Raw genomic sequence first — 14,224 nt, 5'->3', positions numbered from 1 at the left:
CCTTTGATGGCGGCGGGGTTGAACCCCGTACCTATTACAACTCCCTCATTCTGTCGATATAGAAACATTTCTATAAAAATGTTTTTGTGGTATAGATAGCGCTGTGCCTGCATAACGCGGCAGGCTCGAACTATAACGATAACAGTGAGGCGAGCGTGAGCGATATCGTGCCCCTGCGGGATATCCCCGAATTTGATCTCCGGACGGACGTGCTAGTAGCCGGCTTTGGCGGCGCAGGCGCCAGTGCAGCGCTGGAAGCCCGTGGTGCCGGGGCCGACGTGATGGTGTTGGAGTCTTCCAGCGGCGGTGGTGGTTCCACCCAGATGTCGGCCTGCGAAATGTATCTCGGCGGTGGCACCGCGCTGCAGCGGGATCTGGGTATTGAGGACAGCCGCGATAATTTTTACCGCTACCTGAAAGCCTGCTTTGGTGACAACTGCGACGAGCAGCGGCTTAAACTGTTTGTTGACGGCGCGGTAGAGCATTTTGACTGGGCCGAATCCCTTGGTGTGCCCTACAAGCGCGGTTTTTTCAGTGGCCGCGACGTGGTGGCCATGACCGGCGATTCCCTGCAGTACACGGGTAATGAGCGCGCCTGGCCCTTCAGTGAAAGCGTGACCCCGGCGCCGCGTGGCCACCTGCCGGCCGATGCGGATCACAGCGGGGGGTTGGTTTTTATGGGCCACCTGCTGGCGCGGGTACAGGAGTCCGGTGCCGATATTCGCTGTGATGCGAAGCTTACCGCACTTGTGCAGGACGACAGGGGTCGGGTGGTTGGCGCCATTGCCAAAATCGACAATCAACAGGTCGCCATTGAAGCCCGCAAGGGTGTGGTGTTGTGCACCGGCGGCTTTATCATGAATGAGGCCATGACCCGCAAATACCTGCCGGGGCTGGACTCCATTGCGACCCGCCACGGCAACCCCGGCGATCGCGGGGATGGCATCCGGCTGGGGCAGGCCGCCGGCGGCAATATCATCAATATGGGCGAAGCCTTTGTCGGCATTGCTCACTACCCGCCGCCCCAGCTGACTTACGGGATTTTCGTCAACGAACAGGGTCAGCGCTTCGTGAACGAAGATGTCTATCTTGCCCGCCTCGGTCATTTTGCGGTTCAGCAAAGCGGTGGCCGGATTTTCATGTTTATCGATAACCGACACTTTGATCGGCCAGCTTATTTGCAGGTCGACATCGTCGCGGTCGGCGAAAGTGTGGCTGAAGTAGAGGCGGAAGCCGGCTTTCCCGAAGGTGCTTTGCAGCACACCGTGGACTTCTACAACCGCCATGCCGCTCTGGGCCAGGATCCTCTGTTTCACAAAGCCAAAGACTGGCTGATGCCACTGGATAGCGGGCCGTTTGCGTTGGTAAGTTATGCGTTGGACCAGATCCGCCCGCCGGTTTTTACCTTGGGGGGGCTGGAGGCGCGGCCGACCGGCGAGGTGTTGCGGGCAGACGGTAGCGCGGTTCCCGGCCTGTACGCGGCTGGTCGCACGGTTGCCGGTATTCCGAGAACGTCAGCGGGCTACGCCAGCGGGATGTCAGTAGCCGACGTGACCTTTTTTGGGCGTCTGGCTGGGCGCCAGGCTGCCAGTCAATAAACATTATCCGATTAGCCAGGAAAGAATAATGATAAAAACAAATACCCGATGGGCCTTGTTGGTGGCGATAGCGAGCGTGCCCGTTATGCCCTCTCTGGCTATTGCAGAAGGGCAGAACGCGGTCTTGGAGGAAGTTATCGTTACCGCGCGGCGCCGAGCAGAAAATATCCAGGAAACGCCGATCGCGGTCAGTGCCTTATCCGGCGATGATTTGCGCGAGAGAGGCCTTGGCAATGTCCAAGACCTCGCCAAGGTGGTGCCGAGCTTGGAGATCATGAAGAATCGCTCCAGTGCCATTTTTATTCGCGGCGTAGGCGAGAGAACCGGATTTGCCCGGGTTGATCCGGCAGTCGGGGTCTATCTGGATGATCTTTTTTTGCCGCGGGCAGACGGACAGTTACTGGATACCGTCGATGTCTCCAGTATTCAGGTGCTGCGCGGGCCTCAGGGCACCTTGTTTGGCAAGAACACCACCGGCGGCGCCATGGTCATGTCACTGGTCAAGCCCGCCGATACCTTTGAATCCTATCTGGATATAGGTGTCGGCAATCGCGGATTGCGCCGGGCCAAGGCCAGCGTCAACCTGCCGCTGACCGACTACCTGTTCGTGAAACTGGCCGCCAACATCATCAAGGACGACGGCTACATTGAAGACGATCTGGTCGGCACCACGCGTGGTGGCGACAACGACCGCTCTTCGGTTATTGCTCAGCTGCGCTGGGACATCAGTTCAACGATGAGTCTAGACGCCTTTGCCTACTACGGCCGGGTCAATGAACAGATTGCGACGGATCACTGCAACGTGATCAACGAGGACTCCTTGTTTATGCGCGGGCTTTATGTGATGTGGGCCGGTGACACTGATCCGCAGAACCCCAGCGCCTTCAAAAACAATTGTGAATCCAACTCGCGCGAAGTGCAGGGCGATTACACGACGCGGATCGGCCCCAATCCCTATATGAAGCGTGATCTGGAATCGGCGATGGTGGGGGCTACCTTGCAGTGGGAGCTGAGCGAATACCACACCATCAAAACGGTGCTTGGTGTGCGCGGTGCAGAAAAGGGCCCCCAGTGGCTTGGCGATAACGATGGCGGCCCCGCCAAGTACAGTGAATCCTATGGCATCTCCTTTCTCGATCCGGATCAGAGCAGTCAGCGCGACTCGGTGAGTCTCGAGTTTCAGTTCAACGGCAGCAATCAGGCGGAAACCCTGTCCTATACGCTGGGCCTGTTTGGTATGCGTGAAACCAATGAGGAACCTTTTTCACTGTTTACTGCTCTCGCTGGCTTCGATCTCGAGAACCTCGGCAAGCTGGCAGCCGGCCAAGCGCCGGGGCCGACACAGACTGCGGCAGGTTCGACACCGATGGTCGGCACGTTGACGCCCTTGAGCTATTCGCAGTTCGGCCTGGAAAATGTCACCTTTGCCGCTTTTGGTCAGGCTTCCTATCAATTGGCAGAACATTGGGAGCTGACACTAGGGGTTCGCTACACATCGGAAAAGCGCTCGTCGGATCTGACGGTATACCAGTCGGATGTCGGGGCGGTCTCCGAGCGGCTGGCTTTGAGCCCGTTTTTTGGACCCGGTGCCGGGGGCTTCAACCCCTTTCTCGGTAGCTGGCTAGGGGTGCCGGGGCTGGGCGATCCGGTGACCATTGCCAACTCGCTGTTCCCGGATACTAATGGCGACGGCTTGCCTGACTACCCCTTTGATCTCGACAACCCGCGCTTTGACGAACGCTCGGATACCTTTGCCAAAACCACCCCCATGGGTTCGTTGTCCTACAGTTTCAGCGACGCAGTGCTGGCATCGATGGGTCTGGATTCCGGCTTGCTCTACGCCACTTGGAGCTTTGGCTTTAAATCCGGTTTCTTTGAGCCTCGTGGCATTGACGGTCTTGAAAGAGTGGAACCGGAAACCGTCGAGAACCGTGAGCTGGGTCTTAAACTGGAAGCTCTTGATCGTTCCTTGCGAGTCAACCTTGCGGCGTACTCAATGGATTTCGATGAGATGCAGTTGATCCAGGTAAAACAGGATTCGGCCGGGAACAACGCGGTTATTTTCCAGAATGCGGGCGCCTCCAGTATTGTTGGGGGCGAAATCGAGGTGCAGTGGATACCGCTGCCCGCGCTGAACGTTAACCTTGCCTACAGCAATAACAACTATTCCTATGAAGACTATAAAGACGCCGATCTGTTTACTCAGGCTCTTGGTCAGGGTGTGGTGCTGAATGATCGCTCGGACGAACCGTTTCAGGTTTCGCCCCAGGATAATTTCTCGGTGGGTGTGCAGTACACGGCAGAAACAAGCGTTGGACGAATAACGCCCAGAATCGATGTGCGCTATCGCAGTGAGCGTTACTTCGGGATAGATAATACGGCCTACGACGCCTACCGTCGCGATCCGTTGGAAAGCGGTGATGAGCCCTTCACGGTTGTCGATATGCGTCTTGGCTGGGAGAACAGGGACGGCAGCACCGCAGTGACGCTGTATGTGAACAACGCCTTTGATGAACGCTACTTGAGCAATTCTGGCGGGGTGGGTGATTCCATAGGCACGAATACAGGTTCGTTGGCGCCGCCGCGCGCTTATGGTTTGGATGTTAGATGGGTGTATTAATCTAGTTGAGAGGTAACTGAAATGAAACGCAGTAGCGCGGGCGTGGTCGTCTTGTGTTCCGGCATAGCCGTTTGTCATGGGCAGGCCTCTGCGCCGGCTTTGGAGGAGGTTCTGGTTACCGCCGAAAAAAAAGAAGCCTCGCTGCAGGATACGCCGATCTCGCTGTCAGCTTTTAACAGTGAAGATATTGAAAAACTGGGCATCAGCAATCTGGCAGATATTCAGTTCAGTGTGCCGAATATGGCCATGCGCCAGTTCCCCAACTCCCAGTCGTCCTTGCGGGTATTTATTCGGGGTATTGGTAATAACGATGTGCAGATTACCCAGGACCCGGCCGTCGGCGTCTACATTGACGGTGTGTACGTGTCCCGTTCTTCCGGGCTGGCGAACAAGATCGTCGACCCCGCGCGAATAGAGGTCTTGCGCGGCCCACAGGGCACGCTGTACGGGCGCAACGCCACCGGTGGCGCGATTAATATCATCCCTCGGGCGCCCAGCGGGGAATTCAGCTGGAAGCAAAGTTTTACCTACGGCAATTACGAGCGCCGGGAGGTGAAAACCGATATCGACCTTCCCGCCGTGGGCGGACTCAGTGCCAAACTGGGTTACGTTTACAGCGAGCGCGATGGCTGGGTGGAAAATCTGGGTGAAGGTCCGGATTTCGGTGATGAGCGCAAGCAGGGCGCGCGCCTAGCCCTGCGCTACGATTTGTCGGACACGGTGACCATCGACTACGCCTACGACTATACCGACAACGATATCGGCACCTTTTACTACCAGACCATCGGCCGACCGGCTGCAGGTTTTGAAGACGTGACCTGGTCTGAAGACTTTATCGACGAGATTAAACCGCGCCATCCAATTGATGACAGCGGCCTGAGAGTTAACGGGCAAAGCCTTATCGTAAACTGGGATGTGAGTGAGCATATCAATATCAAATCCCTGACCGGTTATCGGGAAATGGAAGAATGGATTTATCAGGACTACGGCGCCAACCCTAATACCGATCGTTTATTTGCTAACGACCCTTTTGAAACCGCGCACCGCCAGTTTAGTCAGGAGTTTCAGATAAGCGGCAGCGCCTTCGGCGAGCAGGTCTCCTATGTCGCCGGGATTTATTACTTTGAGGAATCGGGCACGGAGTTCACCACCGACTTTATTGCGTTGGCTGCGGAAACCTTTACCGGCCCTCTGCCACTCCCTGTATCCGCCTTTGTCGAGCCGGTGGAGGATGAGCTTCAAACCAGAACCACTCGCGCTGAAAATGACGCGTCTGCGATTTTTGGGCAGCTGACCTACAGCCCGGCCTGGCTCGAAAACCGGTGGCATTTCACCGTGGGCTTGAGAAAAACTCGAGATACACGCTATGTGAGCGGAGACCGCGAGAATGGCTTCTGGGGAACGGTGTTCGGCGGCGAGAACTTTCAGGGTGTTGAGGCTGAATCCGATTATTCCAACACCAGTCCGGCTTTTACCGTGGCCTGGGATGCCGGAGACAATCTGAATCTCTATGCCAAATACGTTGAAGGTTATCGCACCGGCGGCTATAGCGGACGCGGGGTGAGTGCCCAGAGTCTGACTACACCCATCGGCGAGGAAGTCGTCGCCAATACCGAACTGGGCATCAAATCAGAATGGTTTGACCGCCGGGTGCGCTTTAACGGCGCTTACTTTGAAAGCGACTACGATGATATTCAGCTCAGCTTTGCCACTCAGGGCAACCCGGCTGATGTGGTGGTATTCAATGCGGGCAAGGCTTCGATCAAGGGCTTTGAGGCTGACGTCACGACCTTGATCACTCATGATTTGATGGTGACGCTGAATTACGCGATGCTCGATACCGACGTCGAGGAAGTCATCAACCCCAATACCGGGGCCAATGAGGCGGAGGGCTATTCACTTCCCAGCGCACCGGACTCAAGCTATACCGTCGATATCACTTATACGCCCCACCTCTGGGGCGCGGTAAGCCTGCTGGCGAACATTAACTATTCCTGGCGCGACAGCCAGTGGCCAGCGGCGAATTCGGGTGTGATTACCGACGCGGAAATCGACGACTACGGTCTGCTGAATGCCCGCTTGGGCCTGCGCGACATAGAGGCCTTTGGCGGTGTTATGGCTGTATCGCTGTGGGGTAAAAACCTGGGGGATGAGGAATATCAGCTCGATATTATCGGCGCCTTTCCCTGGTCGACCCGCGTAGGCGCTTTTGGCGAGCCACGCAGCTATGGCGTGGATGTCAGTGTTGTTTTCTAAGCGCTATGCATATCATTCGCGGTCACGCTTCCAGAAGGGGAAGCGAACCTGAATGGAGCCGCCGAACTCGCGCGGCCCCGCGTAAATCAGCGCCATGTTTACCGCCGCACCACTGTCCCAGTGGTAGCCGGCACCCAGAGACAGCGAGTCGTTGTCTCTGCCTTCGACAATTGCTTCCACGCCGCCGCTGACATGCCAGCGGTGATTCAAGCGATACTGACCGCTCAAGCGGACGCGCTGCTCATCATCGAGCAAGCCAAAGCGCCGTTGGCTGGGGACAATATCCCAATCCAGTGAGGCGAGGCTGCGATCGCCGGTGTAGGCCAGGCCAACGTAGACCCCGGGATGCTGGCGGTATTCATTGCCTGCCTTGCTGGTATAGGCCTTGCTGTTCAGTGATTTCACCACCAAGGAGCTGTACCAGTAGCGCGTCCACTGCTTGAAAATGCCGACGTCGGCGTTGATGTGGTGGTCCGTTTCTACGCTGCGTTCGAACTCGTCGAGTGTGATCTCTTCGTAGTCGTCGATCTCAATGGCTTTGTCGAGCAATCTGACGCCCTGATACTTCAGGGTGATACCTACGCGGGTATCGGAAAAGCGCTCCCACTTGTGCGACAGGTTGATACCGATATCGCTGACTGCAATGCCCTGAATGATAATGCGTGACTCCAGATCCGGTGGCGAGACAATGCCCAGTACCGGAGCGGTGCGAAGCCGGTTAGCATCTTCCGGATCGTAGTGAAAGGCAGTCGCCAGCCGGCTGACAACCGAGCTCACCAGCGTCAAGTCGAGGGCTTCAACGGGTAGGGAAACGGCTGTAATGTTGCCGCCGGACAAGGTAAACAGCTTGCCGTCCATGCGCTCGAAAATGGCAATCTGGCGCTCGAAGTCTGAGGGAAACAGCAGGCGCTCTGAAGACAGGCGTCGTAGCCGCTCACCTTCTTCTTCTGCGTCTTCGAAATCATCCAGCAGGCGTTGCTTGTCGTTAAAGTAGCCGCCGCCCGCTGAGTTCAGGGTAAAGCGATAACGCGACGACGTAGAATGCAAGGCAGCGGGGTTTGACAGAAAAGCGGACACATCGGTTTGAGAAGCAAGGCCGAGAAGCTGGGTGTCGATGGTTGTCTGTGCCGCGCTGTAGGCAGAGCAGCCGCTGGCGAACAACAGTAGAAACCATTTCTGCAAATGACTTTTCATTAACCGCAGAGTGACGAAGCTATTGTGATCCGGATCACAGCGGCTGTAAGCACGGAGTTTCTGAAAGCACAACGCGACCTTGGAAGTGAATGCTGCATTCCACCCTTTATCCGATTGTATTTTTTTGACTCTCATGCTGCTCCTGAATAAGCCATGACTTTGCGCCTGACTCGCGCAGTTTGTTATGTGGGTATTATCCCGCAATTGTATGTCAGCGCCAGATAGCAGCACGCCTTAGATGGTCGCGAGCCACTTATTGCTGTTGTTCTGCTTGCTGGCCATAACTCGAAAACTTTGCCAGCACCTCGCTCATTTCTTCTGTGCTCAGCAGGCGCGGCTCACCCAGCGCCAGGCACTGGGCGTATCCAGCTGCCAGATCTTCTACCTGAATGGCCAGAGCCAATGCCTTCTCTGGGGTTGAGCCGAAGGCGATCTGACCGTGGTTGGCCATCAGGCAGGCTTTGCGCTTGTTGAGCGCCTTAACCACAGCGCGGGCGAGTTGGTCGGTGCCGAAGGTGGCATAGTCCGCCAGTTCAATGGAGTCGCCGCCGGCGACGGCAATCATATAGTGGTAGGCGGGGATGGTCTTGCCCAGGCAGGCGAGGGTGGTGGCGTAGCGGGAATGGCAGTGCACGATAGCGCCCGCCTCGGCGCGCGCCTGGTAAATGGCGCTGTGCATATGCCACTCGCTGGACGGCCTGAGCGCCCCCGCTTCGGCATGGCCGAGCTGATCGATAAAGACCAAATCGTCCGGTTTGATGCTGGCGCAGGCCGCCCCGGTGGGCGAGATCAGCATGCCGCCGTCAACCCTAATGGAGGCGTTGCCGGTGCTGCCGGGGCTCAGCTTGGCCTCAGCCATCTCATGCAGCGTCTCACACAGGCGCTCGCGGGCCTCGGTAAAACGCGCCGCGCCTGCCACTAGCGACCGCCGTGACGCAGGGCTTCTATCCGTTTTTCCAGCGGCGGGTGGCTGCTGAAGAGTTCTGCCAGTGACTGACCCTTCGCTTTGCGAATACCGAAGGCGGTCAGTTCGCCGGGCATGTCGCCGGGGTCAATGCCCTGTTCCGCCTGCAGGCGCTGCAGCGCGGCGATCATGGACTGACGATCGGCCAGAGTCGCGCCGGCGTGGTCGGCGCGGAATTCCCGCCAGCGGGAGAACCACATCACGATGGCCGAGGCGAGTATGGCCAGCAGTATTTCGGTGATCATCACCACGATGTAGTAGCCGAAGCTGTAGCCTCGCTCGGTTTTGAAAACGACGCGATCTATGGTGTGACCGATCACCCGGGCGAAGAACATGACAAAGGTGTTTACCACGCCCTGAATCAGGGTAAGGGTCACCATATCGCCGTTGGCCACATGTCCGATTTCGTGGGCCAGTACGGCGCGCACTTCTTCCGGGCGAAAGCGCTCGAGCAGACCCTGGGATACGGCTACCAGGGCATCGTTGCGGTTCCAGCCGGTGGCGAAGGCATTGGAGCTGTGTGAGGGGAAGATGCCGACTTCGGGCATCTTGATGCCCGCCTTGTCTGACAGCTCTTTCACTGTTTGCATCAGCCACTGTTCTTCCCGGTTGCTCGGAGTGGTGATGATTCGGGTGCCGGTGCTGCGTTTGGCCATCCATTTGGAAATGAACAGCGAGATCAACGAGCCGGACATGCCAAAGATGCCGCAGAAAATAAGCAGGGCCGTCAGGTTGAGATCAACGCCGTTCGCTTCCAGGTAGCCGGAAAAGCCGAGCAGGTTCAGGACGGTGCCCGCCACAATCAGGATGGCAATGTTGGTTACAAGAAAAAGCGCGATTCTGAGCATCGAAGTTGTCCGTTAGCCTTATCAGGCAGAGATATGGGGGTTGTTGTGGCTGGTTTCAAGCATTTCGTTCTCATCCGCCTCGGCACTGATGGACAGCGGCGTGGCGGAGGCTTCTACCAGGGGGTTGCCGAAGTCATCGACATCGCACTCCTGATAGTGGGCGCGCAGCTCAATATCCTTGGAGCTGAGTTCAAAAACCATATTGATCGCGTCGACCTTGTCCTGACAGCGAAATACGATGCGGCGGTCGCGCCCGTCTGTCCATTCCTTGTTTTTGCCAAGATAGTGGCCATGCTGGTTTTGAATCACATAGGTCGTCATGTTTTCCCTCAACTGCAGGTTAACGCTGAAGTGTTTCCGATCGATGTATTGTCTATGACAAGCGTGTCACTCGTCGAGGAGCACATCCTTGGCCAGATTGATCTGAGCGGCGAGATAATCGTTGCCGCCGCGGTCCGGGTGCAGTTTCTGCATCAGGCTGCGATGAGCCTTGATCACATCGTCACGGCTGGCGCCTTCTTTCAGCCCCAGTATTGAAAGCGCCTGTTCTCGACTCATGGCGCCGGTTCCGGCAGGGTTTTGCGAGTGATTCCAGTCTTTGCCAAAGCGACGCGTCAAATAGGTGTTCAGCAGGTCGATGGAGTCGGTGTCGCTCTGGCAGTCGACGTAAAGCTGTTTCAGCTCTTTCAGCGACAACTGGCTGAGCTGGCGTCCGGCAAAAGGGCCTTGTGTCACTGCGCCGTCGAGGGCGCCGCTGTCGTGATCCATGGTCATGTGCAGCCACGGCGTGTCCACCGCTGACTGATTGCCGCCTGTGGCCCCGCGGCTGGCCGCTCCCGCCTTGCGCTGGTGGGCGAGAAAGGGCAACAGCCGAACGAGCAGAGGGAAGGCCTTGCGCGCAAAGGGCAGCAGTGCGCCGATCAGAGCGCCGATCCAGTGGACGCGTCCGGTCAGTGACAGCAATACCAGCGCACCCGCCAGGACCGTGACGACGAGTGTGATATAGGTTTTCCGGCGCTCAGCCGGATTTTGCTGATTGGCCCGGCGCACCAGTGCCACAATGGCAAACAGTACCGCGCCTGCCAGCAGTAAACGGATTAACACTACAACTGCTCCAGTAGATGTTTGGCCGCATTATCCGGTAATTTGCGCAGCGCATCCATGCCGCCGGCGGCGAAGCTGGCCACCGCTCTGAGCAGGGCCTTCAGTTGAGCTGCGCTGGCAGCGTCAAAAGTGGCGTAGGCGCCGCCGCTCAGCTGGCAAAGGCGCTTGAAGCAGCGCGCCACATCCGGGTCATTCCCCTCCTGAAACAGGAACAAGGGCAGTTTGCGCAGGCCGCATTCGCCCGCCAGCGCACACAGTTCGTCGACGGATTCCTCAACCGCATCGCCGATAAAAATCACTGCGCGCAGGCGTTGCTGGCGGTGCTCGGTGAGGCAGTGCCGCAGCAGGGTGCGTATCTGGGTGAAACCGGCCACACAGCGCACGCTGCTCATCTGGTCGTGCAGCTGGCCGGGTGATGAGCCCCAGGGGCTAGCGTGAAACTCACCCAGCCCCCGGTAATAACACAGTTGAATGGCGATACCGCCCAGATCCTTGCTGGCTTCGAACATTTCGCCGTGTAGTGCGCGAGCCTGCGACCAGGTGGGTTGACGGCTGGCAGTGGCGTCAAGGGCAAAAATCAAGCGCTGGCGCGGGTCCGCTGCCGTGGGCAGGTTTTTCGCCTGCTCCAGAAAACGGCTGATTTCTGTCGACGACGAGCGTTTTTGCGGAAATCCTTGTGCCATTCAGACTCTTCCCATGTCAGTGTGATCTGGCTGTGCTAAAGTCGCCTTCAATTATAGCGATAATAACCCGGTAGTATGGATCACAACCCCTCTATCACAATGGAATTACACGATTTATCCACCCAGCATCGGGCGAAACTTTTTTCCGCCCTGAGTGAACAGCAGACCGGGGATAGCGATTGGGACCAGGTCTTTGCCTTGATGCGGCACGGCCAGCAGGTGGCCGAGCGCGCCGATCTGGGTGACCTTGCCGACCAGTTTGCCGCGGGCCAGGACCTGGTGATCGATGAGCTGAAGAAGGGCGGCCAGTTTTACGACTGGGAGTTGCAGTTCATGCAGTTGGGCATGGCAACTGGCGCGCTGTCTGCTGTGTACGATCGTATTGCCGCTCATTATCGCTTGCTGGGTGCCTTTCTGGATGAACTTCGAAAAAACCTGCTGCTGCCGGTGCTGATCATGCTGAGTGTAGTGGTGGGCCTGCCGGTGATGGGCGTTCTGCAGGGGACAATGAGTCACTATCAGGCGGCGGGTAATGTTTTGCTGGCCTTGATTCCGGGGGTGCTGCTGGTGTGCGCAGTACCGCTAACCTTGGTGTCCTACCGGTCCGGCTGGCTGCCCCAGCCTCTGCGCAGGGCAGTCTTTCACCTGCCCGGTGTCGGCAACCTGCTGGCTCGCTACCAGACCTTTCATTTTTTAAGCCACCTGAATCTCTGTGTTGCGGCAGGCTTCAGTGTCACTCAGGCACTCAAACAGTCGGCGCGGCGCATGCCGTCTACTCCCATGAAATCGAGATTTTTGAGTCTCTATAAGGCGGTAAGTCAGGGCAGTAAGCTCTCTGCTGCGCTGCAGCAAAGTCGCCTGATTAGGGGAGTGACGGTGCCCAGTCTTGAAGCCGGCGCAACGGCGCAGGATGCTCAGTTGGCATTGACGCGGGCGGTATACGAAGACTGTGTTGCGCAGGCCGCGTTTTGGACCCGCGCGATGCCCTGGCTGCTGTTGGCCCTGTTGCCCTATGTGGCACTGATTAATGCCTGGTCGCTGTAGAGGGCGCCATCACACGTTTTTTGCCACTCAGGGCTTCCATCTGTTCAAGATAGTGGCGGCGGGTGATCAGTTCGGTTTCTATTTTGCGCCGTTCGCGGGCACTTTCCCATTCGTCATTCTTTAGCAAATCCAATAGCTTACGACTGCAGAGCGCTTTTACATCCAGTTCTTTTTCGTGAGTTTTCATAACGGGTCCTTTTTGATTTCTCATCCGTTCGTTATGCGGTAGTCTGCGTGCTATAAATGACAGCACTATGACAGTCGGGTTCCTCCTGCGTGCCCGGTAAAAGTTGCAGTTTGCCGAGCGAAAAATTCCCTTGCGCAGCTTCAAAAATTTTATTTGCGCAGGTGGGTTTTTGCTGTACGATTCGCGCCCTTTTCGGGTGGTGCTGACCTGGTCGGTACCGCCTTTTATTTAACCTGGCAAAAAGCGGGGTTTATTCAATGGAGCAAGTCATCCTTCCTGAAAGCAACTGGCAGCGTATTCGCGAGTTTGTCGCTGACAAACAGACGCCCTGTCTGGTTGTTGATAGAGACATAATTCGCGGTAAATACCGGGAATTGCGCGAGGTATTCCCTTACGCATCGGTTTATTACGCGGTCAAGGCCAACCCGGATCAGGCGGTTATTCGTTGCCTGGAAGAGATGGGCTCCAATTTTGATATTGCCTCGGTGTACGAACTCGACAAGCTGCTGAGCCTGGATGTTGGCCCGGAGCGCATGAGCTACGGCAACACCATTAAAAAGGCGCGTGAAATCGAGTACGCCTATAACAAGGGTATTCGCATGTTCGCTACGGACAGCGAATCTGATCTGCGCAACATCGCCAAATACGCGCCGGGCAGCAAGCTCTACGTTCGTATACTGACCGAAGGTACCGAAACGGCCGACTGGCCCCTGTCGCGCAAGTTCGGCTGCCAGGCGGATATGGCGATTGAGTTGATTGTGCTGGCTAAGGAGCTTGGGCTCGACGCCTGTGGGATCTCGTTTCACGTGGGTTCCCAGCAGCGCGATATCGGCGCCTGGGATGCGGCGATTGCCAAGGTGCGCTTCATCTACGACCGCGTTGCCGAACATGGCATCAAGCTGCGCCTGATCAATATGGGCGGCGGCATGCCGGCGGTTTACAGCAACCGCAGTCACGATATTGAAGCCTATGGCACCGCCATTCGCCGTTTTCTGGATGAGGACTTTGGCGACGATCAGCCGGAAATCATCATCGAGCCTGGCCGTTCACTGGTGGGTGAGAGCGGTGTACTGGTCAGCGAAGTGGTGCTGGTGTCACGCAAATCCCGCGACTCGCTGTGCCGCTGGGTGTTTCTCGATGTGGGCCTGTTTGGCGGTTTGATCGAATCGCTGGGGGAGTCGATCAAATACCCGCTGTACTGCGACAAGGCGGGCGATGGCGTGCCGGAAGAAGAAGTGGTACTGGCCGGCCCCACCTGTGACAGCATGGATATTCTCTATGAGGATCATCGCTACTCACTGCCGGATACCCTGGAGGCAGGCGATCGCCTTTATTGGCTGTCGACCGGGGCTTACACCACCAGTTACAGCTCGGTGGAGTTCAACGGCTTTCCGCCGCTGAAGACTTACGTTATCTAAGACAAGCCCCTCACCTTCTCCCTTAGGGAGAAGGTGAGGGGAGACATCAGCTGGTCACCAGCGGCTGCCCGGCCAGCCGGCAAACCAGTTGATCAATCATTTCCCAGGGCTCGCCTTCACGCTGGCCTTTCAGGCTCAAATCTATCTCCTGCGCCAGACGCAGCAGGTCTGCCAGCTCAGCTTCCTTGATCCGTCCCAGCGCCTGTTTAAACAGGGGTTTGCGCTTGTCCCAGACGCCGGCGCTGTCCAGCACCCGGTCGATGCCGTTGCCGCGATTTATCATCTGGGCGCATTGGTAGAGGTTGCGC

Annotated in this window: 12 protein-coding genes and 1 pseudogene; 5 read left to right on the top strand and 8 right to left on the bottom strand. The window is 57.2% G+C overall.

Annotation, left to right across the window (positions count from 1 at the left end; all coding sequences use genetic code 11):
- Positions 1 to 155 precede the first annotated feature (155 nt).
- From ABY734_RS15600 to ABY734_RS15590, 3 genes are read left to right on the top strand one after another with little or no spacing between them, the layout of a single operon-like run.
- Positions 156 to 1,598, top strand: a complete 1,443-nt coding sequence (locus ABY734_RS15600) for an FAD-dependent oxidoreductase (RefSeq protein WP_372780257.1) — start codon at positions 156 to 158, stop codon at positions 1,596 to 1,598.
- 28 nt (positions 1,599 to 1,626) lie between these two features.
- Positions 1,627 to 4,218, top strand: a complete 2,592-nt coding sequence (locus tag ABY734_RS15595) for a TonB-dependent receptor (protein ID WP_372780255.1) — start codon at positions 1,627 to 1,629, stop codon at positions 4,216 to 4,218.
- A 21-nt stretch (positions 4,219 to 4,239) separates the two neighbouring features.
- The gene (locus tag ABY734_RS15590) at positions 4,240 to 6,474 is read left to right on the top strand and encodes a TonB-dependent receptor (protein WP_372780253.1); all 2,235 of its coding nucleotides are present in this window, start codon (positions 4,240 to 4,242) and stop codon (positions 6,472 to 6,474) included.
- 12 nt (positions 6,475 to 6,486) lie between these two features.
- Here the strand turns inward: ABY734_RS15590 and traF are convergent, their stop codons facing one another.
- From traF to ABY734_RS15560, 6 genes are all read right to left on the bottom strand, one after another.
- On the bottom strand, positions 6,487 to 7,656 hold the full coding sequence (gene traF / locus ABY734_RS15585) for a conjugal transfer protein TraF (RefSeq protein ID WP_372780251.1): 1,170 nt from the start codon (positions 7,654 to 7,656) through the stop codon (positions 6,487 to 6,489).
- Positions 7,657 to 7,921: 265 nt separating this feature from the next.
- Positions 7,922 to 8,587: a class II aldolase/adducin family protein gene (locus ABY734_RS15580; protein WP_372780249.1), complete on the bottom strand. Its 666-nt coding sequence runs from the start codon at positions 8,585 to 8,587 to the stop codon at positions 7,922 to 7,924.
- Positions 8,587 to 9,480 (bottom strand): protease HtpX, encoded by an 894-nt coding sequence (gene htpX / locus ABY734_RS15575; protein WP_372780247.1) that lies wholly within the window; start codon positions 9,478 to 9,480, stop codon positions 8,587 to 8,589. Before htpX ends, ABY734_RS15580 begins: the two co-directional genes overlap by 1 nt.
- Before the next feature lie 21 nt (positions 9,481 to 9,501).
- The gene (locus ABY734_RS15570) at positions 9,502 to 9,801 is read right to left on the bottom strand and encodes a hypothetical protein (protein WP_372780245.1); all 300 of its coding nucleotides are present in this window, start codon (positions 9,799 to 9,801) and stop codon (positions 9,502 to 9,504) included.
- Positions 9,802 to 9,867: 66 nt separating this feature from the next.
- A complete protein-coding gene (locus tag ABY734_RS15565) occupies positions 9,868 to 10,584 on the bottom strand; it encodes a molecular chaperone DnaJ (RefSeq protein WP_372780243.1) in 717 nt (238 codons plus the stop codon).
- A complete protein-coding gene (locus ABY734_RS15560; RefSeq protein ID WP_372780242.1) occupies positions 10,584 to 11,267 on the bottom strand; it encodes a VWA domain-containing protein in 684 nt (227 codons plus the stop codon). Before ABY734_RS15560 ends, ABY734_RS15565 begins: the two co-directional genes overlap by 1 nt.
- Before the next feature lie 99 nt (positions 11,268 to 11,366).
- Between ABY734_RS15560 and ABY734_RS15555 the strand changes: the two genes are divergently transcribed.
- Positions 11,367 to 12,311 carry a type II secretion system F family protein gene (locus ABY734_RS15555; RefSeq protein ID WP_372780241.1) on the top strand — a complete coding sequence of 315 codons (945 nt, stop codon included), beginning with the start codon at positions 11,367 to 11,369 and terminating at the stop codon, positions 12,309 to 12,311.
- Here the strand turns inward: ABY734_RS15555 and ABY734_RS15550 are convergent.
- Complete coding sequence (locus tag ABY734_RS15550) at positions 12,292 to 12,498, bottom strand: hypothetical protein (RefSeq protein ID WP_372780240.1); 207 nt, start codon at positions 12,496 to 12,498, stop codon at positions 12,292 to 12,294. The two genes, ABY734_RS15555 and ABY734_RS15550, sit on opposite strands and share 20 nt — an antisense overlap.
- Positions 12,499 to 12,755: 257 nt before the next feature.
- On the opposite strand from ABY734_RS15550, the gene ABY734_RS15545 reads away from it, so the two are divergent.
- Positions 12,756 to 13,916: a type III PLP-dependent enzyme gene (locus tag ABY734_RS15545; protein ID WP_372780239.1), complete on the top strand. Its 1,161-nt coding sequence runs from the start codon at positions 12,756 to 12,758 to the stop codon at positions 13,914 to 13,916.
- 46 nt (positions 13,917 to 13,962) lie between these two features.
- Here the strand turns inward: ABY734_RS15545 and ABY734_RS15540 are convergent.
- Positions 13,963 to 14,224: pseudogene (locus ABY734_RS15540) on the bottom strand (DNA polymerase III subunit delta); the annotation flags it as partial.

Origin of the sequence: Litorivivens sp. (assembly GCF_041624475.1) — a bacterium.
Lineage (GTDB): Bacteria > Pseudomonadota > Gammaproteobacteria > Pseudomonadales > Spongiibacteraceae > Litorivivens.
Note: the sequence above shows the minus strand (reverse complement) of the source record. Positions and strands in the feature narration are given on the sequence as shown.

Coding starts and splice junctions, on each gene's coding strand:
- ABY734_RS15595 (WP_372780255.1), top strand. CDS start 1,627: ATGATAAAAACAAATACCCGATGGGCCTTGTTGGTGGCGATAGCGAGC.
- ABY734_RS15590 (WP_372780253.1), top strand. CDS start 4,240: ATGAAACGCAGTAGCGCGGGCGTGGTCGTCTTGTGTTCCGGCATAGCC.
- htpX (WP_372780247.1), bottom strand. CDS start 9,480: ATGCTCAGAATCGCGCTTTTTCTTGTAACCAACATTGCCATCCTGATT.
- ABY734_RS15570 (WP_372780245.1), bottom strand. CDS start 9,801: ATGACGACCTATGTGATTCAAAACCAGCATGGCCACTATCTTGGCAAA.
- ABY734_RS15560 (WP_372780242.1), bottom strand. CDS start 11,267: ATGGCACAAGGATTTCCGCAAAAACGCTCGTCGTCGACAGAAATCAGC.
- ABY734_RS15555 (WP_372780241.1), top strand. CDS start 11,367: ATGGAATTACACGATTTATCCACCCAGCATCGGGCGAAACTTTTTTCC.
- ABY734_RS15550 (WP_372780240.1), bottom strand. CDS start 12,498: ATGAAAACTCACGAAAAAGAACTGGATGTAAAAGCGCTCTGCAGTCGT.
- ABY734_RS15545 (WP_372780239.1), top strand. CDS start 12,756: ATGGAGCAAGTCATCCTTCCTGAAAGCAACTGGCAGCGTATTCGCGAG.